Consider the following 25059-nt stretch of genomic DNA (forward strand, 5'->3'; position numbering starts at 1 on the left):
TGTGATCGATCACCTCGGAACCCGCATGTGACGGTCTCCTCAGGTTCCGGGGCGATGGTGACATACGCCGGTCCGATCGCGAAGATGGGCTCATGGTTGAGGAAGGCACCCTGCTCTGGGAACCCACTCCGGAGATCGTCCGTACCGCGCGGATCACCCGGTTCATGGAGTGGCTCGGACGTTCCGGCGATTATCAGGACATATGGCAGTGGTCGGTCGAGTCTCCGGCCGAGTTCTGGACGTCGATCTGGGACTACTTCGCGGTGATCGGCGATCGTGGTGACGGGCCCGTCATCAGCGGAACGATGCCGGGTGCCGAATGGTTCACCGGGACGACGATCAATTACGCCGCCAATGCGCTGCGTGGTGACAACCCCGACCGCCTTGCCGTGATATTTCGTGATGAAACGGGCGATCGGCGGACCTACGCGCTCGGTGAGCTCCGCGACGAGGTGGGCCGGGTCCGCGCCGGGCTGTCGCGGCTCGGCGTCGGGCGCGGCGATCGGGTCGCGGCGTATGTCGGCAACGTTCCCGAGGCGCTCATCGCCTTCCTGGCCACGGCCTCCCTGGGGGCCATCTGGTCGTCGTGCTCCCCGGACTTCGGCGCGCCGAGCGTGACCGACCGTTTCACCCAGATCGAGCCGAAGGTGCTGATCGCGGTGGACGGCTACCGCTACGGCGGCAGGTCGTACGACCGGTCGGAGGCGGTGCGTGAGATCGCCGCCAAGCTGCCCACGCTCAAGGCCACCGTGTGGATCGCCGCCGCGGACGCCGTACCCGCCGGTGGGAACGACCTGGGGTGGGACGAGTTGCGGGCCGAGGCCGCCGAGCCGGAGTTCGAACCGGTTCCTTTCGATCACCCGCTGTGGGTGCTGTACTCCTCGGGCACGACGGGCCTGCCCAAACCCATCGTGCACGGCCACGGCGGGATCGTGCTGGAGCACCTCAAGTCGCTCTCCTTCCACCAGGACCTCGGCGCCGGCGACGTTTTCTTCTGGTACACCACCACCGGCTGGATGATGTGGAACTACCTCATCGGCGGCCTGCTGGTGGGCTGCACGGTCGTGCTCTACGACGGCGGTCCGACCCACCCCGAGACCGGCGCGCTGTGGCGGCTCGCCGCCGAGGAGGGCGTGACCTACTTCGGCACCGGCGCGCCGTACCTGGTGGCCTCGATGAAGGCGGGTCTGAAGCCGTCCGGGCTGGAGCGGCTGCGCGGCATCGGGTCGACCGGCTCTCCGCTGCCGCCCGAGGGCTTCGCCTGGGTCTACACGGACGTGAAGCCCGACGTGCAGCTCGGCTCGTTCTCCGGCGGCACCGACGTGTGCACTGGGTTCGTGGGGGCGGTGCCGCTGCTGCCGATCCGGGCCGGTGTGATCCCGTGCCGCTGCCTGGGCGCCTCGGTCGAGTCGTTCGACCCGGCGGGAGACGCGGTGATCGGCGAGGTGGGGGAGCTGGTGATCACCCGGCCGATGCCCTCGATGCCGGTGATGTTCTGGAACGACCCGTCGGGCGACCGCTATCGGGAGTCGTACTTCGCGGACTATCCGGGCATCTGGCGGCACGGTGACTGGATCAAGATCCTCCCGGACGGCGGCTGCGTCATCTACGGCCGCTCCGACTCGACCCTCAACCGCGGCGGCGTCCGGATGGGCACCAGCGAGTTCTACCGGATCGTCGAGCGCTTCGAGGAGATCGCCGACAGCCTCGTGATCGACACAGGCCGGCTGGGCCAGGAGGGCAGGCTGCTGCTGTACGTCACGCTCGCCGACGGCGCGGCCCTCACCGACGAGCTCGTCTCACGGCTGCGTGCTGCCCTGCGCGCCGAGTTGTCGCCCCGGCACGTGCCCAACGAGATCCGTGTGGTCCCCGGCATCCCGCGCACGCTGTCGGGAAAGAAGCTGGAGGTTCCGGTACGGAAGATCCTCCTGGGCACCCCCGTCGAGCAGGCCGCCAACCCCGATTCCATGGCCAACCCCGAGGTGCTCCGCCACTTCGTACCCGACCTCCCGGACTGACTCCCCGTTACGCCGTCATCTGAAAATTGCAGGCGCAGCCCGATCTTCGGCCAGTTCAGGGCGGTGCGCCCGGCGTCCACCGGGACTCATCTTGTCCGCTCCCAGGGTCTCGGCGAGCGTGATCGCTGGTACGGACCCAGGGAAGGGAAGGAGACCCGTCCGAATGCGATTACTCTCGCTCGCCCTCACCGCGACGATGGCCGTCGCGATAGGAGCGATGGCGCAGACATCGGCCGCCTGGTCAGCGGCCACCGAAGGCCCGCAGCTCACCGTCGATCTGACCGCCGCCGGCCATCCCATCAGCCCCTACATCTACGGCATGAACTTCACCGACGAGGCCCTCGCCGAGGAGCTGAGTCTGCCCGTACGGCGTTGGGGCGGCAACGCCACCACCCGGTACGACTACCGGTACGACACCACCAACCGCGCCTCCGACTGGTTCTTCGAGAACATCGCGGAGGACAACTCCGACCCCGGATCGCTGCCGGACGGCTCGAGCACCGACAAGTTCGTGGAACAGGACAGGCGGACCGGCACGGCCACCATCCTCACCGTCCCCCTGATCGGGTGGGCCCCGAAGGCCCGTGACGGCTCCTGTGGTTTCTCCGTCGCCAAGTACGGCCCCCAGCAGCAGACCGATGTATGGCGGCCGGACTGCGGCAACGGAATCAAGCCCGACGGCACGTTCATAACGGACAACGACCCGCACGACACCAGCGTCGAGATCGGGCCGCAGTACGTCGAAGACTGGCTGGGCCACCTGACCGCCAAGTACGGCACGGCGGACGAGGGTGGGGTGCGCTTCTACAACCTGGACAACGAGCCCGATATCTGGCACAGCACGCACCGCGACGTGCACCCCGCCGGCGCCAGTAGCGCGGAGCTGCGCGACCAGGCGTACCTGATCGGGGCCGCTGTCAAGGCGGTCGATCCCGGGGCGCAGACGCTCGGCCCGGTCGGCTGGGGCTGGACATCCTGGGACTACTCGGGCCTCGACCAGGAGACGTGCTCGCGCACCGGCTGCTGGGGCGACCCGCCGGACCGGGCGGCCCGCGGCGGTCTGCCGTTCACCACCTGGTACCTGCAGCAGATGAAGAAGTACGAGGACGAGCACGGCCTGCGCGTCCTGGACTACTTCGACATGCACTTCTACCCGCAGGCATCGCTGAGTAACGGCGGCGACCCCACCTCTGACGCACTCCGCCTGCGATCCACCCGCGCCCTGTGGGACCCCACCTACACCGACGAGAGCTGGATCAACACCCAGGTGCGGCTGATCCCGCGGATGAAGGAGCTGGTCGCGGCCAACTATCCGGGCACCAAGACCGCGATCACCGAGTACAACTGGGGCGCCCTCGACCACATCAACGGCGCGCTGGCGCAGGCGGACATCCTGGGCATCTTCGGCCGGGAAGGGCTCGACCTCGCCACCCTCTGGGCCCCGCCGACGGCGTCCCAACCGGGTGCTTACGCCTTCCGGATGTATCGCAACTACGACGGTGAGGGTGGGCGATTCGGCGAGACATCGGTGCGCGCCACCAGCGCGGACCAGGGCAAGTTGGCCGTGTACGCGGCCGAGCGGTCCTCCGACGAGGCGCTCACACTCGTCGTGGTCAACAAGACCGGTGACGACCTGACCAGCGCCGTCTCGATCAATGGGCGTGAGGGCGGGGCGACCGCCGAGGTCTACCGGTACGGCGCGGCGGACGTGTCGGCGATCAAGCAGGAGACCGGCCGGCAGGTGAGCGCGAGCGGCTTCACCGATACCTTCCCGGCCAACTCCATCAGCACGATCGTGATCCCCAAGGGTGCGACGCCCACCCCGACGCCCACCCCGACTCCGACGCCGACTCCGACGCCGACGCCGACTCCGACGCCGACTCCGACTCCGACTCCGACTCCGACTCCGACGCCCACCCCAACTCCCACGCCCGGTGCCACCTGCCAGGTGAAATACACGGTCGTCAATCAGTGGCCGGGCGGCTTCCAGGGCGACGTGAAGATCCTCAACCAGGGGAGCACCGCTATCAAGGACTGGAAGCTCACCTGGTCGTACGCCGACGGGCAGACCCTCACCCAGCTCTGGAACGGCTCCTACGTTCAGAGCGGCTCGGCCGTCACCGTGACCGACGCCGGCTGGAACGACACCATCGGCGCGAGCGGTGGCAGCGTCGACTTCGGGTTCCTCGCCGACTGGAACAACGCCGCCAATTCCGCACCGGAACAGTTCCGGCTGAACGGTGCGCTCTGCACAACGGGTTAGCCGATCGCCGTCCGCACTCATCAGGCGAATGATCATGACGGGTGGTCCGGCCCTCCGGACCGCCCGCTCGCCTCACTCCGGTGCGAGAGGGCGTCGACAGGCCAGAGAACCGAACACCCCGGGGTGATCTTGCGAATACTCGCAGACCACGCGGTTGACCAGCCGTTTCACCCGTCGTGATCTTGTAGTTTCTCGCAGAGATTCCTGTTGACCAGGCGCTTTGCCTTCCGTGATCTTGCACTAGTTCTGGCGGGGATCGAAAGACGCCAGGAATAGAACACCAGGGCGAGGCCGATGGCGACGGTGCCGACAAGCAGGCTCACGGTGAGCACCGGAACTGGCAGCACGAAGCCGAACGCCAGCAGAAGCGATCCCAGCCCGGCGAACAGTCGCCCGCCCAGCGGGCTGGTACGCCGCGAAACTTGTTTCTCCTGTCCACCCGTCGACCACCCACGCGGGCGGCCGAGCCACCCCGGGTCTTCGGTAGATAGTTGCCGATCAGCAGGTAGAGAACGCCCACTCCTGCGGGGCCTGGCCCACTGAGCTGTTCGGGGCTGAGCCGGTCGGCATTGAGCCGCCCGCCTGCCGCACTTCCCCCATGGCGGCGGGCGGGCCGTCGCATGCGCCTCTGCGTCAGATCGCGGCCCATCGGAGCCTCGGCAAGGGGCCGTCGCCTTCAGGGCGACGGGGGATGCCGTCCCCGATGCTGGCGTTTGAGGCGGCTTTGGGGATGCCGTTGGACCAACGGATACCCCAAAGGAGTCTCAAAGGTGACCTCTTCACTGTCGACCCTCAAGAAGATCTTGGCGGGGACGACCGCAGCCAAGTGCGAGACTGAGACTCTCGATTTTGAGCAACCGAAGCCTAACCTCAAAGAAACGTTCCAAGACCTTGCAGAAGCATGTATTTGCTTCGCCAACGCAAACGGCGGCACGGTTGTAGTCGGCGTGATAGATAATAAGTCGGGAGAAGAGGCATTTATCGGATGTGACGTGGATGTGGCGGTCCTCCGAGGTAAAATTCATCAGCTTACCGCGCCTTCCCTGCTTGTGGAAATAAAGGAGATAGAGTTCGCGGGGAAGCGGCTGCTGGAACTCAACGTCCCAGAAGGCATCGAGGTATATTCGACGGCAAAGGGCTATGCATATCAGCGCATAAATACGGGCTGCTTGCCGATGCGTCCTCTTGATGTGACCCGGTTGTCGGAGGAGCGGCGTGGATTCGACTGGTCCGCCACTGTGAGCGACCGGTCCTTGGAAGACATAGATCCACTCGCCCTGAGGTACTGCAGAAGGCTTCTTAGCGGTTCGGCGGACCCGACTCGACAGCGATACGCTCAATTCGGGGACATGGATCTACTAAGGGCGCTTCATGCGGTCGCGGATGACGGAAGCATGTCCCGCGCCGGCGAGCTGATGCTCTGCCAGAATCCAGAAAGCCTCGGAGAAACCGCGGCGATCTACCAGCATGAGCGAACCCAATCCGGCGAGGCCGATGCAGTACTGCGCGTGGGTGCTCCACTGGTGCTGGCCTTCGATGAGATCCTTCAGTCCATAAGGGTCCGGCAGGGAATTACGCCCGTAACGCTGGCCGACGGCCGGCAACTTCAAATAGGAGACTATCCGTCAGCCGCAATACGCGAGGCGCTGGTCAATGCCTTCATTCATGGTGATTGGCGCTTGAGGGTGGCAATACAAATAGAGCATTCTCCCCAGTATCTACGTATCGAATCACCAGGGCCGCTCGTCTCCGGGGTGACGACGAGCAATATCTTGACAAGGGGATCGAAGGCGCGCTATCCCGCACTAGCGGCAGGGTTTCGGCTGCTGGGCCTGGCCGAAGAGGTCGGGCAAGGGGTCGATCGAATGTATCGGGAAATGATTAAGTCTGGAAGGGATGTTCCTATAATCACGGAGGATGCCGACCATGTCTCCGTACTGTTCCGAGGGGACCCCCCAAATACGCGAATAGCCAAATTCGTGGCTTCTCTTCCCGAAGAGGAGCAGGACGACACAGATGCGATGCTCCTGATTAGGATGCTGTGTGCGAAGCGCACCGTTCGTTCTTCCGATGTCGCACGTGTCATACAACGATCGCAAGATGAGGCACAGGCGGCTCTCCGCCGCCTGGCCGCCGATCCGGTAAACGTACTGGAGCCCACTCGGGCGACGATGCAGCACCGATATCCGGTGTATCGGCTTCGAGCGGAAGTCGTTGCGCGCCTAGGAAGTGCCGTCGCCTACCACAGTCGAGCCATAGACGATATCGATAAGAAAATCATCGAGCACGTGAAAGATTACGGCGATGTAAATAATCGTACCATTCAGCGACTGTTTGACGTGGATGTCTATCAGGCCCGGGATATACTGCGCGACCTCGTCGGGCGGGAGTTGTTGACCCGAACGTCCGAACAGAAACGGGGGACGGCCGTCCGATACGGACCAGGACCGAAGTTCCCCAAGGCCAAGAATAACCGGTTGAACAGGCGTCCTCGTCCGCCGGCAGACGACCGAAGCCCCGAGTAGTGGTTGCACCCGGCTCGTCTCCGGGGCGATCAGCGGGACCGAACTGGTCGACGGCACGGCCCGCCTCGCCGCGATGAACATGCTCGTCCACGGCATCGGCAGGCCGAACGGCGAATCGCTGATTCAAGTGAAGGATGCCCTGGCCGAGTCGCCGTCCCGGCACCCGAGCGTGGTGCCGGCCAACCCGCCGTTCGGCAAGAAGTCGTCCAGCACGGTTGATCGGCGAGGGCGGCCGGGTGGACAGGAGGCCATCTCCTACAGTCGGCAGGTCTTCTAAACCACGACCACCGACAAGCAGCTCGACTTCGTCCAGCACATCGCCTCGATGCTCGCCATCCCCGGCCGGGCCGCAGTGGTCGTCCCCGACAACGCTGTTCTTCGACACGAGGGAAGCCCTTCCCGGCAAGGCGTGGACGAGCAGGCTGTGGGTGTACGACTTCCGTGTCGGCCAGCACTTCACGCTCAAGCAGAACCCGCTTCGCCACGAGCACCTCGACGATTTCGTCAAGTGCTACCGGCCCGGTGAGCCGCGTTCCGTCCGGATCGAGACCGAGCGGTTCCGGCCCTTCAGCTACGACGAGCTGATCGCCCGGGACAAGGTCAACCTCGACATCACCTGGCTCAAGGACCCCTCCCTGGAGGACGCCGACTCGCTGCTGCCGCCCGACGTGATCGCCCAGGAGATCGTCGAAGACCTGGAAGCGGCCCTCAGCGAGTTCGCCGCCATCGCCGAAAGCCCTCCAACAGGCGAAAAGGGGATCGACTGCCTCTGAGTAGTGCGGCAGCGCCGCAGAGTTCATCGAGGTTGCCAAGCTCGGCGAGTTCGACCGACCCTGAACCCGTCGGTGACCTGATCACTTGATCACCGCCGATGACACCAGAGAGCCGCCCCACCCGGGGCGGCTCTCTGTACGAGCCCCTGGAGATTAGGGCTTCCCGAAAGGCGAGATTTTGGTCACAAGGGCTGGCGCGCCGCGTGGACGCATGGTTGGCTTGACCTCGTGATCATGCTGGTGATCCGTCGTCACGTCGACTACCTGCGCGTTGCCAGCGCCATCTGTCCCGCTGCCATGCGCTGATGGCGCACTGAGGCCATGCGCGCCGTCCACCGGCGCCCACGAACCCTTCCTTTCACAGCCGCCCGGGTCTCGTCCGGGGCGGCGGTCCCATTCCTGCCCGATGTCGTGCCCGGGGATGAACACCTGTCCCACCGCCCGGCGAAGCATGACGGGCATCGCCGATGCCGTACAAGGCATATGACTACTAGCTGTAAACCTGTTTTAGGCTGTCCGATACCCTACGGAGAACCATGAGCGAGCAGCACACCGAATCCGCCCCCGCCTCCGCGACCTGGTCTTTCGAGACCCAGCAGGTGCACGCCGGAGCCGTACCCGACCCGACCACCGGGGCCCGGGCGGTGCCGATCTACCAGACCACCTCGTTCGTCTTCCGTGACACCGAGCACGCGGCGAACGTGTTCGCCCTGGCCGAGCCGGGCAACATCTACACCCGCATCCACAACCCCACACAGGACGTCTTCGAGCAGCGCGTCACCGCGCTCGAAGGCGGCGTCGCCGCCGTGGCCCTCGCCTCCGGGCAGGCCGCCGAGACCATGGCGATCCTGAACCTGGCCGGCTCCGGCGATCACGTGGTCTCCAGCTCCACGATCTACGGCGGCACCTACAACCTGCTCCGTCACACGATGCGCAAGCTCGGCATCGAGGTGACCTTCGTCGACCCCGACGACATGGACGCCTGGCGGGACGCGATCCGCCCGAACACCAAGGTGCTGTTCGCCGAGTCCGTCGGCAACCCCAAGGGCAACGTGCTGGACGTACGGGCCGTCGCGGACATCGCACACGCCGCGGGCGTCCCGCTGATCGTGGACAACACGCTGCCCACGCCGTACCTGATGCGTCCGATCGAGCACGGCGCCGACATCGTCGTCCACTCGGCGACGAAGTTCATCGGCGGCCACGGCACGACCATCGCCGGTGTCGTGGTGGACGGCGGCACCTTCGACTTCGGCGCACACCCCGAGCGCTTCCCCGACTTCACCGAGCCCGACCCCACCTACAACGGCCTGCGTTACTGGCCGGCTCTCGGCCCGGGCGCTTACGCCATCAAGCTCCGCGTGCAGCTGCTGCGCGACCTCGGCATGGCGCTGTCCCCGCACTCCGCCTTCCTCCTGCTCCAGGGTGTGGAGACGCTGTCCCTGCGGATGGAGCGGCACTCGGCCAACGCCCAGGCCCTGGCCGAGTGGCTGGAGCAGCGTGACGAGGTCGCGGCGGTGCACCACCCCGGCCTGCCCTCCAGCCGCTGGCACGAGGCATGCCGGCGCTACCTGCCGCGCGGCGCCGGGGCGGTCTTCGCCTTCGAGCTGCGCGACGGCATCGAGGCGGGCAAGCGTTTCGTCGAGGGCGTGGAGCTGTTCAGCCACCTGGCCAACATGGGCGACGTGCGCAGCCTGATCATCCACCCGGCGTCGACGACCCACAGCCAGCTGAACGAGGAGGAGCTGGCCGCCGCCGGCGTCGCGCCCGGGCTGGTACGACTGTCGGTCGGCATCGAGAACATCGACGACCTCAAGGCCGATCTGGAGGCCGGATTCCGCGCGGCCAAGGCGGCGTCTTGACCGTACGGCAGGGCACGGCGAACCTTCCGCCGCCGCCGGCGACCGGTGCGTGGCAGGAGGGGGATCCTCCGGGTGACCGTCGCTGGGTGACGCTGGGCGGCCCGCTTCCGCTGGAGGCGGGCGGTGAGCTGCCCGGTGTCCGCATCGCGTACGAGACCTGGGGGCGCCTCGCGCCGGACGCGTCCAACGCGGTCCTGGTGCTGCACGCGCTGACCGGAGACAGCCACGTCGCCGGCCCTGCCGGGCCTGGCCACCCGACCGCCGGCTGGTGGGAGGGGCTCATCGGGCCGGGCCTCGCACTCGACACCGACCGCTGGTTCGTCGTCGCGCCCAACGTGCTGGGCGGCTGCCAGGGCAGCACGGGTCCCGCCTCACGCCGTCCCGATGGGCGGCGCTGGGGCGGGGCCTTCCCGTTCCTGACCCAACGTGACCAGGTGGCGGCCGAGGCCCAGCTGGCGGACGCGCTGGGCATCGACAGCTGGGCGCTCGTGATCGGCGGGTCGATGGGCGGGATGCGGGCGCTGGAATGGGCCGCGACCCACCCGGCGCGGGTGCGGTCGCTGCTGCTGCTGGCCTGTACGGCGGCGGCCAGCGCCGAGCAGATCGCCTGGGCGAGCATCCAGCTGCACGCCATCCGCTCCGATCCCGGCTGGCGCGGGGGCGACTACCACGACGCCGGGCCGGGGCGGGGCCCGCACGCGGGGCTCGGCATCGCGCGGCGGCTGGCCCACGTGACGTACCGCTGCGAGCCCGAGCTGCAGGCCCGGTTCGGCCGGTCGCCGCAGGGGGCCGAGGACCCCTGGCGGGGCGGCCGCTACCAGGTGGAGTCGTACCTCGACCACCATGCCGACAAGCTGGTACGCCGGTTCGACGCGGGCAGCTATGTGACGCTGGCCGAGGCGATGAACGCCCACGACGTCGGCCGGGGGCGCGGCGGTACGGCTGCCGCGCTGCGGCGGGTCACCGCCCGTACGATCGTGGCCGGCATCGACTCCGACCGGCTCTATCCGCTGGTCCAGCAGGCGGAGCTCGCCGACGGCATCCCCGGCGCGGACCGGCTGCGGGTCATCGAGTCACCGAACGGCCACGACGGCTTCCTGATCGAGGTCGACCAGGTCGCCTCCCTCGTCAGGGAACTCACCGCCGACGCGTGCCGGGTGAAATCTAAACTGGCGGGGTGAACGGGGGAGACGCCGGCGGTTCGGGGCTGCGGATGGAGCTCGGGCCGGCCTCCGCCGTACCGCTGACCGAGCTGCACGACGACCGGCTCGAACGGGCCGGGGTGCGGCTGCTGCTCAAGCGGGACGACCTGCTGCATCCGCTGCTGCCCGGAAACAAATATCGCAAGCTGCGCCACAATCTGACCCGCGCCGCCGAGCTCGGCCACGACACGCTGCTGACGTATGGCGGGGCCTACTCCAACCACATCAGGGCCGTCGCCGCGGCGGGCGCCGAGTTCGGGTTCCGTACGATCGGCGTCGTCCGGGGCGAGGAGCACCTGCCGCTCAACGACACGCTGGCGTTCGCGACCGGGTGCGGGATGCGGCTGGTGTACGTCGACCGTACGAGCTATCGGGCCAAGGACGGCACGGAGGCGGTCGAGGAGCTGCGGCGGCGGTTCGGCGACTTCTACCGTCTGCCCGAGGGCGGCAGCAACGACCTGGCGGTGCGCGGCTGCGCCGAGCTGCCGGCCGAGATCGACGTGCCGTTCGACGTCGTCTGCTGCCCGGTCGGGACCGGCGGGACGCTGGCCGGCATCGCCGCCGGGCTGCCCCCCGGCCGGCGTGCGCTCGGATTCTCCGTGCTCAAGGGCGGTCGCTTCCTCGCCGGGACCGTCGCCCGCCTCCAGCAGGTGACGTACGACACCGTGACGGCGAACTGGTCGATCGACCACGACTTCCACGCGGGCGGCTACGCCAGGCGCAACGCCGATCTCGACGCCTTCATCGCCGGTTTCGCCGACCGTCACGGCATGCTGCTCGACTGGGTCTACGTCGCCAAGATGCTCTGGGGGATCTTCACCCTGACCGGCCTCGGCGGGTTCCCCCGTGGCACGACCGTCGTCGCCGTGATCACTGCTCCCATCGGCAGGGCGTAACGCCGTCAACCCGTGTGATCTGCGGTTATTTCGCCGAAACTTCACGTTCGACGCGGTTATCCGGACGGGTCGGGCGGGCCGTACGGCACGGCCCGCGGGGTTCGGTGATTCAGCGTGCATCGAGTTGACGTCTGTGGTGTTATGGGGTGATATCGGGGACGGCGGCCGAGCTTCTGATCAACGGGGATGAGGGGCATGCCGTCGGAGGGGTGAAGTATGGCTGTGACGCCGAATCGGCGAGCCGGGGCGGGGGACGGCGAACCCCCTCCGCGTAGCTTCGGAGAGGAAGGCGGACGCCTTTCCTACGGAGGCTACCTCCGGCTGCCCGGCCTGCTCGCCCAGCAGGAACCCCGGTCCGGCGCCAGCGACGAGTTGCTGTTCATCACCGTGCACCAGGTCTACGAGCTCTGGTTCAAGCTGCTGCTGCACGAGCTGGAGCGGATCAGGGACGCCATGATCGAGGGCTCGCTGTGGCGGGCCAGGCATCTGTTCCGCCGGGTCCACTCGGTGGAGCGGGTCATGGTCGAGCAGGTTCAGGTCATCGAGACCATGACGCCGCAGGACTTCCTCGAGTTCCGGTCGGTGCTCGCTCCGGCGAGCGGGTTCCAGTCGGTCCAGTTCCGCGAGCTGGAGTTCATCTCCGGGGTGAAGGATCGGGCGTATCTGAGCCGGCTGCGGGACGTCGGCGACGCGGAGCTCGCTCGGCTCGAACGGCGGCTGGCGGAGCCGTCCCTGTGGGATGCTTACCTCACCGCTCTCTCCCAGCGTGGCCTGCCGATCTCCGACGACGAGATCATGGATTCCCTGCTGGCGGTGGCGAGGGACCGCGGATCGCACGATGATCTGTGGGAGCTCGCCGAGGATCTCCTCACCCACGACGAGACCACTGCCCTGTGGCGGATGCGGCACGTCCAGATGGTCGAACGCCAGATCGGCACCAAATCCGGCACCGGTGGCTCGTCCGGCGCGCCGTACCTGAGAGGGCGGACGCGCATGCATTTCTTCCCCCTTCTCTGGGAACTACGGGCGTGGCTTTGATTTCTCAAAGCTCACGAAGGAGTGAGTAAGCGACATGTCGCTCGATACGCCGGTCAACGGGAACGAGCCGGATACGGTCCTGGATCGGATTCTCCGCACCGCCGCCGACAAGTGGGCGGACAGATGCGCCCAGTCGCCGGGAACGCGGGACACCGGTACGCCCCGGATGCACGCCGAGGACGCACTGGTCTTTCTCCGCCAGTACTACATGCACGTCCCCCCGGATGACCTGGCCGACCGTGACCCCGCGAACGTCTTCGGGCCCGCGATGGCCCAGCGCCGGCTCGCCGAGCACCGGCCGCAGGGGCGCGCCCTCGTCCGGGTGTTCAACCCGTCCCCCGAAGAATGCGGCTGGGACCCCGGCCACTCGGTCGTCCAGATCGTCACCGACGACATGCCGTTCCTGGTCGCCTCGGTGACGATGGAACTGGAGCGCTCCGGGCTGGGCACCCACCTGATCGCGCATCCGCAGATGCCGGTGCGCCGCGACATGACAGGGGCGCTCCTCGGCCCGAGCCAGGACCGCGTCACCGGCCAGATGCTGCGCGAGTCGTGGATCCACATCGAGATCGACCGGCAGGCCGACCCGGACGTTCTCACGCGGCTCGAAGGCGACCTGCAGCGGGTGCTGCTGGACGTCCGCAGCGCCGTCGAGGACTTCGCCAAGATGCGGGCCCTGGCCGTACGGACCGCCGACGAACTGGCCGCGGATCCGCCGCCGTTGGAACGTGCCGGGGTCGACGACAGCGTCGAGCTGCTGCGCTGGCTCGCCGACGGGAACTACACGTTCCTCGGGTTCCGGGAGTACCGCCTGGAGCAGGTAGAGGAGGGCGAGAGCCTGCGTGCGGTGACCGGCACCGGGCTCGGCATCCTGCGTGCCGACAGAACCGGCTCGGACAGCTTCGCCGCGATGCCGCCCGAGCTGCGCGCCAAGGCCCGCGAGAAGCAGGTGATGATCGTCACCAAGGGCAACAGCCGGGCCACCGTCTACCGCCCCGACTACCTCGACTACGTCGGAGTGAAGCTCTTCTCCCCCGAGGGAGAGGTGATCGGCGAACGCCGGTTCCTCGGGCTGTTCACCTATGACGCCTACAACGAGTCGATCTCGCGGATCCCCGTGCTGCGGCGCAAGCTCGCCGATGTGCTCGACCGGGCGGGGCTGTCCCCGGACGGTCACGACGGCATGGACCTGATCGAGACGCTGGAGACCTATCCGCGCGCCGAGCTGTTCCAGATCACGGTGGACGAGCTGCTGCCGGTCGCGCTCGGCGTGCTGCGGCTGCGCGAGCGCAAGCAGGTCAAGCTCTTCCTGCGCCGTGACGACTACGGCCGCTACATCTCGTGCCTGATCTTCCTGCCGCGCGACCGCTACACCACGAAGGTGCGGCTGCAGATGCAGGCGATCCTGCTGGAGACGCTCGGCGGCACCACGCTGGACTACAGCGCGATGATAGGAGAACAGGCGCTGGCCCGGCTGCACGTGGTGATCCGCGGCGAGCGCGGCACACGGCTGGGAGCGCTGCCCGCCGACGTCGAGGAACTGGAGGCGCGGCTGGCGGCCACCACGCGCTCCTGGGAGGACGATCTCGCCGCCGCCATCCAGGAGCTGTGCTCGAGGGAGGAGGCGCCGAGCCTGCTGCGCTGGTACGGCACCGCCTTCCCGGAGGGGTACAAGGCCGACTTCCCGGCGCGTACGGCCGTCGCCGACCTGAAGCGGCTGGAGCAGATCTCCGACGATCCCGCCGATGTCGGGATGGATCTGTACGAGCCGGAGGGCGCCGCCGACGGCGAGCGCAGGTTCAAGCTCTACCGGCTGGGCGCCCCGGTCTCGCTGTCCCGGGCGCTGCCGCTGCTCGAGCGGATGGGCGTCGAGGTCGTCGACGAACGTCCGTACAAGATCGGCCGAGCTCACGACGGCGACACCCGGGACGCCTGGATCTACGACTTCGGGCTGCGCTACACCCCCTCGGACGAGGTGACCAGCGGCGACTTCAAGCGGCTGTTCCAGGACGCTTTCGCGGTGCTGTGGCGCGACGAGGTGGAGAACGACGGCTTCAACGCGCTCGTGCTCGCCGCCGGACTGTCGTGGGAGCAGGCCGAGATCCTGCGGGCGTACGCGAAGTATCTGCGGCAGGCCGGGACCACGTTCAGCCAGGCCTACATCGAGAAGGTGCTGCTCGGCAACGTGCGGCTGGCCCGGCTGCTGGTGCGGCTCTTCGAGGCCCGCCACGATCCGCGCCGCCCCGAGGAGGCCAGGGCGGAGGTCTGCGACGCGCTCCGGGAGGAGGTGCTGGCCTCGCTGGACGAGGTGGCCTCACTCGACGAGGACCGCATACTGCGTGCCTATCTCGAGATGATCGAGGCGACGCTGCGGACGAACGCCTTCCAGTCCGACGGCGCCGAGGGCCGTGAGACCGGCGCAGCGGGCAGCCGGTTCGTCTCCGGCAGGCGCAAGCCGTACCTGTCGCTGAAGTTCGACTCGCAGGCGATCAGCGTGCTGCCGCTGCCGCGGCCGAAGTACGAGATCTACGTCTACTCCCCGCGTGTCGAGGGCGTGCACCTGCGGTTCGGGCAGGTCGCCCGCGGCGGCCTGCGCTGGTCGGACCGGATGGAGGACTTCCGTACGGAGATCCTCGGCCTGGTCAAGGCGCAGATGGTGAAGAACACCGTCATCGTGCCGACCGGCTCGAAGGGCGGCTTCGTCGTGAAGCGCCCGCCCGTGGGCCGGGACGAACTGATGGCCGAGGGCGTCACCTGCTACCGCCAGTTCATCTCCGGCCTGCTCGACGTCACCGACAACCTGGTGGCGGGCGAGGTCGTGCCGCCGCCGGATGTCGTACGGCACGACGGCGACGACACCTACCTGGTGGTGGCCGCTGACAAGGGCACGGCGAAGTTCTCCGACATCGCCAACGGCGTGGCCAGGGACTACGGCTTCTGGCTCGGTGACGCCTTCGCCTCCGGCGGTTCGGTCGGCTACGACCACAAGGGGATGGGCATCACCGCGCGCGGTGCCTGGGAGTCGGTGAAGCACCACTTCAGGAGCCTGGGCGTCGACGTGCAGACCACCGACTTCACCGTGGTCGGCATCGGCGACATGTCCGGTGACGTGTTCGGCAACGGCATGCTCCTGTCCGAGCACATCAGGCTGGTGGCCGCCTTCGACCACCGGCACGTCTTCGTCGACCCTTCGCCGAACGCGGCCGGCGGCTTCGCCGAGCGGCGGCGGCTGTTCGAGCTGCCGCGCAGCTCGTGGGACGACTACGACCGCGCGCTGATCTCGGCGGGCGGCGGGGTCTGGCCGCGCACCGCCAAGGCGATCCCGATCTCCCCCCAGATGGGAGCGGCGCTCGGCATCCCCGACGGGGTCGGCTCCCTCGCGCCGAACGATCTGATCAGCACCATCCTCAGGGCCCCCGTCGACCTGCTCTGGAACGGCGGCATCGGCACCTACGTCAAGGCGACGTCGGAGACCCACGCCGACGTCGGCGACAAGGCCAACGACCCGGTACGGATCAACGGGGCCGATCTGCGCTGCAGGGTGGTCGGCGAGGGGGGCAACCTCGGCTTCACCCAGCTCGCCCGGATAGAGTTCGCGCTGAACGGCGGCCTGATCAACACCGATTTCATCGACAACTCCGCCGGCGTGGACACCTCCGACCACGAGGTCAACATCAAGATCCTGCTCGACCAGGTCGTACGCGACGGCCAGATGACCGCCGAGCAGCGCAACCGGCTCTTCCTGGACATGACGGGAGAGGTCGGCCGGCTGGTGCTGGAGGACAACCACGCCCAGAACGTGGTGCTCGCGGCGGCCCGCGCCCAGGCCCCCGAGATGCTGCACATCCACGCGCGGTACGTGCGGCGGCTGGAGCGGGCCGGCCTGCTCAACCGGGAACTGGAGTTCCTGCCATCGGACAAGGCGCTCGCCGAGCGTCGTCAGGCCGGGCTCGGTCTGACCGGTCCCGAGTTCGCCGTGCTGCTCGCCTACACCAAGCTCATGGTGGACGCCGAGCTGCTCCAGTCGGATATCCCGGACGATCCGTACCTCGCGTCCTGGCTCGTGTCGTACTTCCCGACCCCGCTGCGGGAACGGTTCCGTACGTACATGGACACCCACCCGCTGCGGCGGGAGATCATAACCACGGGCGTGGTGAACGACGTGGTCAACTTCGGCGGGACGAGCTTCGTGTTCCGCTTCGCCGAGGAGACCGGGGCCTCGGCGCCCGACATCGTGCGGGCGTACCTGGTGACCCGCGAGGTGTTCGATCTGCCCGGTTTCGTCCGCCAGATAGAGGCGCTCGACCACGACGTGGACAGCGCCACCCGGCTCGCCATGCTGTTCGAGGCGCGCAAGCTGTCCGAGCGCGGCACCCGCTGGCTGCTCGGCAACCGCAGGCCGCCGCTCGACCTCGCCTCCACGGGCAAGGTCTTCCTGGACGGCGCGAGGGACCTGCTGCCGCACCTGCCGAAGCTGCTGACCGGGTCGGATCTGTCGGCCTACGAGGAACGCAGGGATTCCTTCACCCTCCGCGGCGTGCCGGACGAACTGGCCGAGCGGGTCGCCGCCATGGTGCCCGCCTACTCCACGTTCGACCTGGTCGAGACCGCCGCCTTCACCGGAAGGCCGGTCGACGAGGTGGCCGAGGTCTACTTCGATCTCGCCGATCGGCTGCAGATCGCCCGCCTGCGCGAGCGGGTGATAGCGCTGCCCAGGAACACCCGGTGGAACTCGATCGCCCGCGCCGCGCTGCGCGACGACCTGTACTCGGCACACGCGGCGCTCACCCGCGACGTGCTGATACACAGTGAGCCCGGGCTGTCCCCGGAGGAGCGGCTGGCCCACTGGACCGAGGCCAACCAGGCCGCCGTCAAGCGGGCACGCCAGACGCTGTCGGAGATCTGGGAGAGCGACACCTTCGATCTCGCCACGCTCTCCGTGGCCCTGCGTGCCGTACGGACCCTGGTCTCGTCCAGCAAGCTCCCACAGGCAGGAGCGTGATCACCCCCCCACCCCCACTCCCCCCTTCCCCCCGCCGTGATCTTGCAATTACTTGCACGGAGGGTTGCTGACCTGCCGAAACCCGTTTCGTGATCTTGCAGAAACTCGCAGACAGCCCGGTTGACCAGGGTGAACATCTTCCGTGATCTTGCACTGCAAGATCACGGAAGATGAAACCGCAGGTGGACCGGGGTCTGTGCGAGAAACTGCAAGATCACGAAGGGGGGTCGCGCAGGTGGGCGGGGCTGTCTGCCAGTAACTACAAGATCACGGGCAAGGGGGGTGGGGTGGGGGAGATCAACTGTTGGAGGCCTCGGTGACGGCGCCCTCGTAGCCGATGACGTGCACGGGGGCCGTCGAGGTCTTGGGCGGTACGGCGGTCACGTACTGCTGGGTCTCCTGGATGCGGCGCTTGCCGTATATCTGTACGTCCTCGGTGGTCAGCAGCCACCGGGCCTCCCGGGGGATCTCCACCGGCCGGCCCTTGCCGCACTTGAGGCCGGGATCGGTCGACCAGGTGGAGGTGCGCACCAGGGTGTAGAAGACGAGCGCGCCACCGTCCGCCGTCCGCAGGGAATAGATCGGGTAGTTCGTCCCCACGGCGAAGATCGAGTTGTAGCTCATGCAGTCGCGGCCCTGGGCCTCCTGCCTGGTGGCCTCGATGTCGGCGGAGAAGCCGGTGGTGTGCGGGCCGGCGGCGATCAGCGCCGAGGCGAAGCCCTTGGACCCCTCCTCCGCGACGGTCGCGTGCAGGGGGCCCAGGAGGTTCGGGCTGACCGCCACGCTCTGGTCGCGCGGGTCCAGTGCCGTCGCGTAGCCCTCCTCGTCGACGGCCACCTCGGGCGGCTCCTCGCCCTCGTAGAGCAGGGACTCGGAGCTGTTCTGCCAGGGCGAGCCCGCGCCGGCCCGGGCGAAGGTCAGCATGACGATGCGCGACCGGCCGGAGGCGTCCCGCCGCTCGGCCGTCGCCGCGAACCACTGGGGCGAGCCCCCCGGCCGCTGCCGCGGCACGAACACCTCGGGATGCCGCCAGGTGTATCGGAACGCCTTGGCCGAGCGGGAGTGGAGCTGCGCGACCGTGATGGGGCGCCGGCCGTCCCTGGTCAGGGAGAGCGTCCACCGGTCGGCCTGGGCCGCGCGGACCACCCGGTCGGTGGCCAGGAACGTGTCGAGCGCCTCACGCGCCTCGTCCGGCGTCACGGCGGGGGGCTGGGGACTGGGGGAGGGGGTGGCCGCCGGGACGCTGGAGACGGCGGCCGCCGGACTGGGGGACACGGTCCCGGCCGGTTCGCCGGGCTCCGCCGGTCCGGCGCCGGAGCAGCCGGCCACGCCGAGCAGCCCCAAGGCGAGAAACGGTGCGGCGACGCGGGCGACGGCATGGGCGAGCGCGTTTCGAACGATCCCGTCCACGCCACCCCCCATATCCGCTCCACATGCTATGGCTTGGTCACGAATCATGCCGTGTTCGAGCCGTCGCCCACCGCCACCGCTTCTCTCGCCGCCACGCCGTACGGCTCGGGCGGACACTTCCCGGCCGTGGGCCGGAGGTGCGACCCGAGCGGGTCCGCCGTTCGCGTACCCTTTACAGACGTGGCAGTCATCGATCCAGCCGAAGAGATCAACGAGCTTACCGGCACCCTGAAGAGCATTCAGGACGTGCTCGACCTCGACGCGATGCGCAAGCAGATCGCCGAGTTGGAGGAGCAGGCTGCCGCGCCCGATCTGTGGAACGACCCGGAGCAGGCCCAGCGTGTCACCAGCAGGCTGTCGCACCTGCAGGGCGAGGTCAACCGGGTCTGCGACCTGGCCCGCCGCCTTGAGGACCTGCCGGTCCTGTTCGAGCTGGCGGCCGAGGAGGGTGACGAGGACGCGCTGGCCGAGGCCGGGCGGGAGCTGAGCGCGCTCAGGTCCGACATAGGGGCCCTGGAGGTGCGCACGCTGCTGTCCGGGGAGTACGACTCCCGTGAGGCGCTGGTCACCATCAACTCACAGGCCGGCGGGGTCGACGCCGCCGACTGGGCGCAGATGCTGCTCCGTATGTATCTGCGGTGGGCGGAGCGCAAGGGTCACCCCACCGAGGTCTACGAGACGTCCTATGCCGAGGAGGCGGGCATCAAGTCCGCCACCTTCACGGTGAAGGCTCCCTACGCGTACGGCACGCTGAGGGGCGAGCACGGCACCCACCGGCTGGTCCGGATCAGCCCGTTCGACAACCAGGGCCGCCGTCAGACCTCGTTCGCCGGTGTGGACGTGGTGCCTGTCGTCGAGCAGACCGATCACATCGACATCAACGAGGACGAGCTGCGCGTCGACGTCTACCGGTCGTCGGGACCGGGCGGCCAGGGCGTGAACACCACGGACTCGGCCGTACGGATCACCCACATCCCGAGCGGCATCGTGGTCTCATGTCAGAACGAGCGCTCCCAGCTGCAGAACCGCGCGACGGCGATGGCGGTCCTCCAGGCCAAGCTGCTGGAGCGCAAGCGTCAGGAGGAGGCCGCGGCGATGAACGAACTGCGGGGCGAGTCGACGACCTCCTGGGGCACGCAGATCCGCAACTACGTCCTGCACCCTTACCAGATCGTCAAGGACCTGCGCACGGGCGTCGAGGCGGGCAACCCCAGCGCCGTTCTCGACGGCGATCTCGACGAGTTCATCGAGGGCGAGATCCGCTGGATGCGCCGCCAGGAGAGCGACGGCGTCCAGTAGCGGGCCCTGCCCGCCGGCGTCGGCGGCCGTGCCGGCGCCGTCGCGCCGGCATGATCTGTGTCCTAGTAGCCGCCGATGTGCTCGAACGCCAGCAGGGCCATCGCCAGCAGCACGATCAGTGTGATGATAATGGGCGAAAGGTTCCCGAAACCGTGGCGGTGAACCTTGGCGCGGCCCTCCCGGCAGACGGGGCATCGGCCCTCCACCACGGGGCCGGCGCACGCCGCGCAGATCAGATGTTCGCAGCTCATAGCAGTTTTACCGCCCCACTACCCAAGGCCTAATTGTTTTGTTTCCGTTATGGACGTTCCATGCCAGTGTTACCCCTAGACTGGCCTCTGGCCAACCGGAACGTCGATCGTCAAGTGATCGACGACCCCGGAACCGGATGTCCCACCCCCTAGACTGGCTTGCCGTGATGCGCCCGTGATCCATTTCGATAATGTCACCAAGGTCTACGCGAACCAAAACCGGCCCGCCCTCGACCACGTGAGCGTGGACGTCGAAAAGGGCGAGTTCGTGTTCCTGGTCGGCCCCTCAGGTTCGGGGAAGTCCACCTTCCTCCGGCTCGTCCTGAAGGAGGAGCGGCCCAACGCCGGCACGATCCACGTGGCCGGCAAGGACCTCGCGCGGCTGTCCAACTTCAAGGTTCCCCATTTGCGCCGCCGCATAGGCTGCGTCTTCCAGGACTTCCGGCTGCTGCCGAAGAAGAACGTGTACGAGAACGTGGCGTTCGCGCTGGAGGTCATCGGGAAGCCACGCCGGTTCATCCGCAAGGTGGTGCCCGAGGTGATCGAGCTCGTGGGGCTTGAGGGCAAGGCGCACCGCATGCCCGAGGAACTGTCCGGCGGAGAGCAGCAGCGGGTCGCGATGGCTCGCGCCTTCGTCAACCGGCCGATGATCCTCCTGGCCGACGAGCCCACCGGGAACATCGACCCCGCGACCAGCATCGGCATCATGAAGGTGCTCGACCGCATCAACAGGACCGGTACCACCGTGCTCATGGCGACGCACGACGCCGCCATCGTCGACTCCATGCGCAAGCGCGTGGTGGAGCTGGAGGACGGCAAGATCGTCCGCGATCAGTCACGCGGCGTGTACGGCCAGGCTTATTAGGAGTAACTGGGACCATGCGGGCCAACTTCATCTTCTCCGAGGTCTGGATCGGCCTTCGCCGCAACCTCACGATGACCATCGCGGTCATCGTGACCGTCGCCGTCGGCATGGCGTTGCTCGGCATCGGGCTGATGATCAACTCACAGGTCTCGACGATGACCAACTACTGGACCGACAAGGTCGAGCTGTCGGTCTTCCTCTGTCAGAAGGACAGCGCCTTCGAGACGTGCAAGGGCAAGCCCACGCTCAACCAGGCGCAGAAGACACAGCTTCAGCAGACGATCGAGGGTCTGCCGGAGGTGGCCAAGGTCGAGTACGAGGATCAGAAGGCGGCGTACGAGAACTTCAAGGAGCAGCCGAACAACAAGGTCTTCCTGACCGTGATCCAGGCCAGCGACCTGCCCGACTCGTTCCGGGTCAAGCTCAAGGATCCGGACAATTCCCAGGCCGTCGTGAACGCCCTGTCGGGACAGGCCGGGATCGCCAACATCGTGAACCAGCGGGAGATCCTCGACACCTACTTCGGCTTCCTCGGCAAGCTGCAGTGGATGGCGCTCGGCGTGGCCATCATCATGGTGATCGCGGCCACCCTGCTGATCGCCAACACGGTACGGCTGTCGGCGTACAACCGCCGGCGGGAGACCGGGATCATGCGGTTGGTCGGCGCGTCCAACCTCTACATCCAGTTGCCGTTCGTCATGGAGGGCGTGATCGCCGGTCTGATCGGCGGCGTCTGCGCGGCCGTCCTGCTGATCATCACGAAGATCCTCATCTTCGACGGGATCCAGTCGTACATGGCACAGCCGCTCGGCTGGGACACCCTCGCCGGGGTGATCACGTTCACGATGGTGGTCGGCGTGGTGATCTGTATCCTCGCCTCCTTCGTCACCCTGCGCCGCTACCTCCGGGTGTGAAAACGTACGGGCAGGCACCCGACCGCGCGCGGCGACGCCGCTCGCCGCGCCGACGGTAGGCTCCCTGTATGCCACGTGAGACCGGGCGCAAGCTGATCGCCCAGAACAAGCGTGCCAGGCACGACTACTTCATCGAGGACACCTACGAGGCCGGTCTCGTGCTGACCGGAACCGAGGTGAAGTCGCTGCGCGCCGGCAAGGCCAACCTCACCGACGGCTATGCCTCGATGCAGGACGGCGAGGCCTGGTTGATCAACGTGTACATCCCCGAGTACAGCCAGGGCACCTGGACCAATCACGCGGCGCGGCGCACACGCAAGCTGCTGCTGCACCGCAAGGAGATCAGCAAGCTGCAGGCGACGCTGCGGGAGCGCGGCCTGACCCTGATCCCGCTGGCGCTGTACTTCAAGGACGGCCGAGCCAAGATCGAGATAGGCGTGGCGCGGGGCAAGAAGGACTACGACAAGCGTCAGACCCTGCTGGAGAAGCAGGCCGACAGGGAGATGGCCAGGGCCATGTCGAACGCGGTCCGCCGCCGGGGAGGCCGTTAGGTCGTGTCCCGACCCGTGTCCGCGACCACCGCCCGCGCGCGAGCCGTACGCGCCGCGCTCGCGCTGGGACTGACGATGCCTCTGCTGACGGCGTGCTTCGAGGAATCGTCACCGCACGAGGCCGTGCGGGACTTCCTCGTCGGCTGGGAGACCGGGAAGTACCGTGAGGCCGCCAAGCGTGCCGACGGCGACCAGGCGGTCGTGCGCGAGGCGCTGGAGAACGCCCGGCTGCAACTCGACGCCGCCTCGATCCGCTTCCGGGTGAAGGGGATCACCCGTGACGGCGACACCGCCAGGGCCGACTACCACGCCGAGGTCGACCTGGGGGAGAACAACCCCCTCTGGGAGTACGACGGCGCGCTGCCGCTGCACGTGGTCGACGGGAAGTGGAAGGTCCGCTGGTCGCCGAGCGTGATCCATCCCGACCTGCACGACGGGCAGCGCCTGGCGGTCGCGACCAGGCCCGAGGGCCGTAAGCCGATCCTCGACCGGGACGGCAATCCGCTGCAGGACGGGACGATCCTCTACGTGGCCGGGGTCTATCCGGCGAAGATCAAGGACCCCGACCGGCTGTGCGACGAGCTGTCGCGGGTCACCGGCTTCGCCCAGGACCGCCTGCTCAGCCGGATCCTCTCGTCGCCGCCACAGGACTTCGTCCCGCTCGCGACGTTCGGACGCACCAAGTTCGCCCAGATCAAGGACAAGCTGCGGGCGATCAGCGGCATCGACATCGTCACCGACAATCCGCCGGTCGCGCCGAAGTCGCCGGTGCAGATCGTGGGACGGGTCAGCGCGATCACCCCCGAGGCCGAGCAGCAGCTCGGCGGTCCCCAGCGGGCGGGCGACTCGGTCGGCCGCGACGGCCTGCAGCGGGCCTACCAGGATCAGCTGACCGGCTCGACCGAGACCAGCGTCGTCATCCTCGACAGCCGGACCGGCAAGCAGGTCAAGGAGCTCAAGGCCTGGCGGCCGGTACGCAAGGCGATGCCGGTGCAGACGACCCTCGACAGCGCGGCCCAGAGCGCGGGCGACACCGCGGTGGCCGCCGTACGGTCGTCGGCGCTCGTCGCCGTCAAGAGCTCCACCGGGGAGATCCTCGCCGTGTCCACGAACGGTCTCCACCAGGAGAAGGACGCACTCGCCGGCAAGTATCCGGCCGGCACGACGTTTTCGATCATCGCGGCCGCCGGTCTGCTCAAGGGGGGCCTCGATCCGATGCAGCGGGTGCCGTGCAGCGCCGACCGCACGGTGGGCGGCGCGCGGTTCCAGCAGCCGGGCGTCGTCGGGCTCGTCACGCCCACGTTCCGTACGGACTTCGCCGAGGGCTGCGTGACCGCCCTCGCCTCGATGGCCCGGCGGATCAACGGACGGTCGCTGAGCGCGACGGCGTCACAGTTCGGGATCGGCTCGGAGTGGGGGCTGCCGCTCAGGACGTTCAGCGGTTCCGTCCCCAACGCGAACAGCGACGCCGCCGTAGCCAGGGTCATCGCCGGGCAGACCACGGAGGTGAGCCCGCTGACGATGGCTCTCGTGGCCGCGGCGGTCGACTCCGGGACGTGGCGGCCGCCGGTGCTGGTCACCTCGCCGACGGAGACCGTCCCCCGATCCTCGTCCGGGACCCTGCCCGAGGGACCGCAGCCGGGCCGGCCGCAGCCCATCACGCTCGACGCCACCACCATCGTCAAGCTGCGCGCGCTGATGCGCGCCGGGGTCACCTCCGGCGCGGCCCGCGGCGCCGACGCCCCCGGCGGAGAGGTGTACGGCGTGGCCGCCCAGACCACCCGCGTGGAGAAGAAGCAGCGGGTGAACCTGGCGTGGTTCGTGGGCTGGCAGGACGACGTGGCGGTGGCCGTACTCGCCGAGAACGCCGACACGGCGGCGGCTTCCGCGATCGCCGGGACGTTCTTCCGGGGCCTGCCGGACACCCGCTGAAGAATTTTCGGCCCGCGAGCAACCTCAGGCGGCCTCCCCTGCGTCTTTCTAGGTGACTGGGCACCGCTTGGGGGGTTGCGGGCTCAGTCGCCGTGATGAGACCAGGGCTCCATCTCGGGGGGAGCCCTGCCGTCCGGACCGGCTCGACCCTGCCGGTCGGCCCCCGGGACGTGCGCGTAACGCCACGTTCCGGGGGCTTCGCCGTACCGGCGGCCCTCCCGAACGCCCCTTTGAACGAGCCTGGAGGGAATCTCGCTC

At 68.0% G+C, this 25059-nt stretch carries 18 protein-coding genes; 16 read left to right on the forward strand and 2 right to left on the reverse strand.

The window, feature by feature from the left end:
* Nucleotides 1-92: 92 nt before the first annotated feature.
* From ACQP1K_RS06160 to ACQP1K_RS06210, 11 genes are all read left to right on the forward strand, one after another.
* Nucleotides 93-2018, forward strand: a complete 1926-nt coding sequence (locus ACQP1K_RS06160; RefSeq protein WP_433499901.1) for an acetoacetate--CoA ligase — start codon at nt 93-95, stop codon at nt 2016-2018.
* Between the two features lie 163 nt (nt 2019-2181).
* Complete coding sequence (locus ACQP1K_RS06165; RefSeq protein ID WP_433499902.1) at nt 2182-4281, forward strand: glycoside hydrolase family 44 protein; 2100 nt, start codon at nt 2182-2184, stop codon at nt 4279-4281.
* 770 nt (nt 4282-5051) lie between these two features.
* A complete protein-coding gene (locus ACQP1K_RS06170; RefSeq protein WP_433499903.1) occupies nt 5052-6806 on the forward strand; it encodes an RNA-binding domain-containing protein in 1755 nt (584 codons plus the stop codon).
* Nucleotides 6807-6834: 28 nt separating this feature from the next.
* Nucleotides 6835-7083: an N-6 DNA methylase gene (locus ACQP1K_RS06175; protein WP_433501497.1), complete on the forward strand. Its 249-nt coding sequence runs from the start codon at nt 6835-6837 to the stop codon at nt 7081-7083.
* Nucleotides 7084-7234: 151 nt separating this feature from the next.
* Entirely contained in the window at nt 7235-7579 is a 345-nt protein-coding gene (locus ACQP1K_RS06180; protein WP_433499904.1) for a hypothetical protein, read from the forward strand.
* Nucleotides 7580-7813: 234 nt separating this feature from the next.
* Nucleotides 7814-7885: a putative leader peptide gene (locus ACQP1K_RS06185; RefSeq protein WP_433501498.1), complete on the forward strand. Its 72-nt coding sequence runs from the start codon at nt 7814-7816 to the stop codon at nt 7883-7885.
* 230 nt (nt 7886-8115) lie between these two features.
* Entirely contained in the window at nt 8116-9441 is a 1326-nt protein-coding gene (locus ACQP1K_RS06190; RefSeq protein ID WP_433499905.1) for a bifunctional o-acetylhomoserine/o-acetylserine sulfhydrylase, read from the forward strand.
* Nucleotides 9438-10622, forward strand: coding sequence for a homoserine O-acetyltransferase MetX (metX, locus tag ACQP1K_RS06195; protein ID WP_433499906.1), 1185 nt, complete (start codon nt 9438-9440; stop codon nt 10620-10622). Before ACQP1K_RS06190 ends, metX begins: the two co-directional genes overlap by 4 nt.
* A complete protein-coding gene (locus ACQP1K_RS06200) occupies nt 10619-11539 on the forward strand; it encodes a 1-aminocyclopropane-1-carboxylate deaminase/D-cysteine desulfhydrase (RefSeq protein WP_433499907.1) in 921 nt (306 codons plus the stop codon). The genes metX and ACQP1K_RS06200 overlap by 4 nt, the downstream gene beginning before the upstream one ends.
* A gap of 216 nt (nt 11540-11755) precedes the next feature.
* The gene (locus ACQP1K_RS06205; protein WP_433499908.1) at nt 11756-12577 is read left to right on the forward strand and encodes a tryptophan 2,3-dioxygenase; all 822 of its coding nucleotides are present in this window, start codon (nt 11756-11758) and stop codon (nt 12575-12577) included.
* Nucleotides 12578-12611: 34 nt separating this feature from the next.
* Complete coding sequence (locus ACQP1K_RS06210; protein ID WP_433499909.1) at nt 12612-17579, forward strand: NAD-glutamate dehydrogenase; 4968 nt, start codon at nt 12612-12614, stop codon at nt 17577-17579.
* Between the two features lie 297 nt (nt 17580-17876).
* Here ACQP1K_RS06210 and ACQP1K_RS06215 read toward each other — a convergent pair whose 3' ends face one another.
* Nucleotides 17877-18989, reverse strand: coding sequence for a hypothetical protein (locus ACQP1K_RS06215; RefSeq protein ID WP_433499910.1), 1113 nt, complete (start codon nt 18987-18989; stop codon nt 17877-17879).
* Between the two features lie 180 nt (nt 18990-19169).
* Between ACQP1K_RS06215 and prfB the strand changes: the two genes are divergently transcribed.
* Nucleotides 19170-20288 (forward strand): peptide chain release factor 2, encoded by a 1119-nt coding sequence (gene prfB, locus ACQP1K_RS06220; RefSeq protein WP_433499911.1) that lies wholly within the window; start codon nt 19170-19172, stop codon nt 20286-20288.
* A gap of 62 nt (nt 20289-20350) precedes the next feature.
* Here prfB and ACQP1K_RS06225 read toward each other — a convergent pair whose 3' ends face one another.
* Nucleotides 20351-20539: a hypothetical protein gene (locus tag ACQP1K_RS06225; RefSeq protein WP_433499912.1), complete on the reverse strand. Its 189-nt coding sequence runs from the start codon at nt 20537-20539 to the stop codon at nt 20351-20353.
* A gap of 175 nt (nt 20540-20714) precedes the next feature.
* On the opposite strand from ACQP1K_RS06225, the gene ftsE reads away from it, so the two are divergent.
* From ftsE to ACQP1K_RS06245, 4 genes are all read left to right on the forward strand, one after another.
* Nucleotides 20715-21404, forward strand: coding sequence for a cell division ATP-binding protein FtsE (gene ftsE / locus ACQP1K_RS06230; RefSeq protein ID WP_433499913.1), 690 nt, complete (start codon nt 20715-20717; stop codon nt 21402-21404).
* Nucleotides 21405-21418: 14 nt separating this feature from the next.
* Nucleotides 21419-22318 carry a permease-like cell division protein FtsX gene (gene ftsX / locus ACQP1K_RS06235; protein WP_433499914.1) on the forward strand — a complete coding sequence of 300 codons (900 nt, stop codon included), beginning with the start codon at nt 21419-21421 and terminating at the stop codon, nt 22316-22318.
* 68 nt (nt 22319-22386) lie between these two features.
* A complete protein-coding gene (gene smpB, locus ACQP1K_RS06240) occupies nt 22387-22869 on the forward strand; it encodes an SsrA-binding protein SmpB (RefSeq protein ID WP_433499915.1) in 483 nt (160 codons plus the stop codon).
* Nucleotides 22870-22872: 3 nt separating this feature from the next.
* Nucleotides 22873-24801: a penicillin-binding transpeptidase domain-containing protein gene (locus ACQP1K_RS06245; protein WP_433499916.1), complete on the forward strand. Its 1929-nt coding sequence runs from the start codon at nt 22873-22875 to the stop codon at nt 24799-24801.
* The last annotated feature ends 258 nt before the right edge of the window (nt 24802-25059 follow it).

Origin of the sequence: Sphaerimonospora sp. CA-214678 (assembly GCF_050942215.1) — a bacterium.
GTDB lineage: Bacteria > Actinomycetota > Actinomycetes > Streptosporangiales > Streptosporangiaceae > Sphaerimonospora.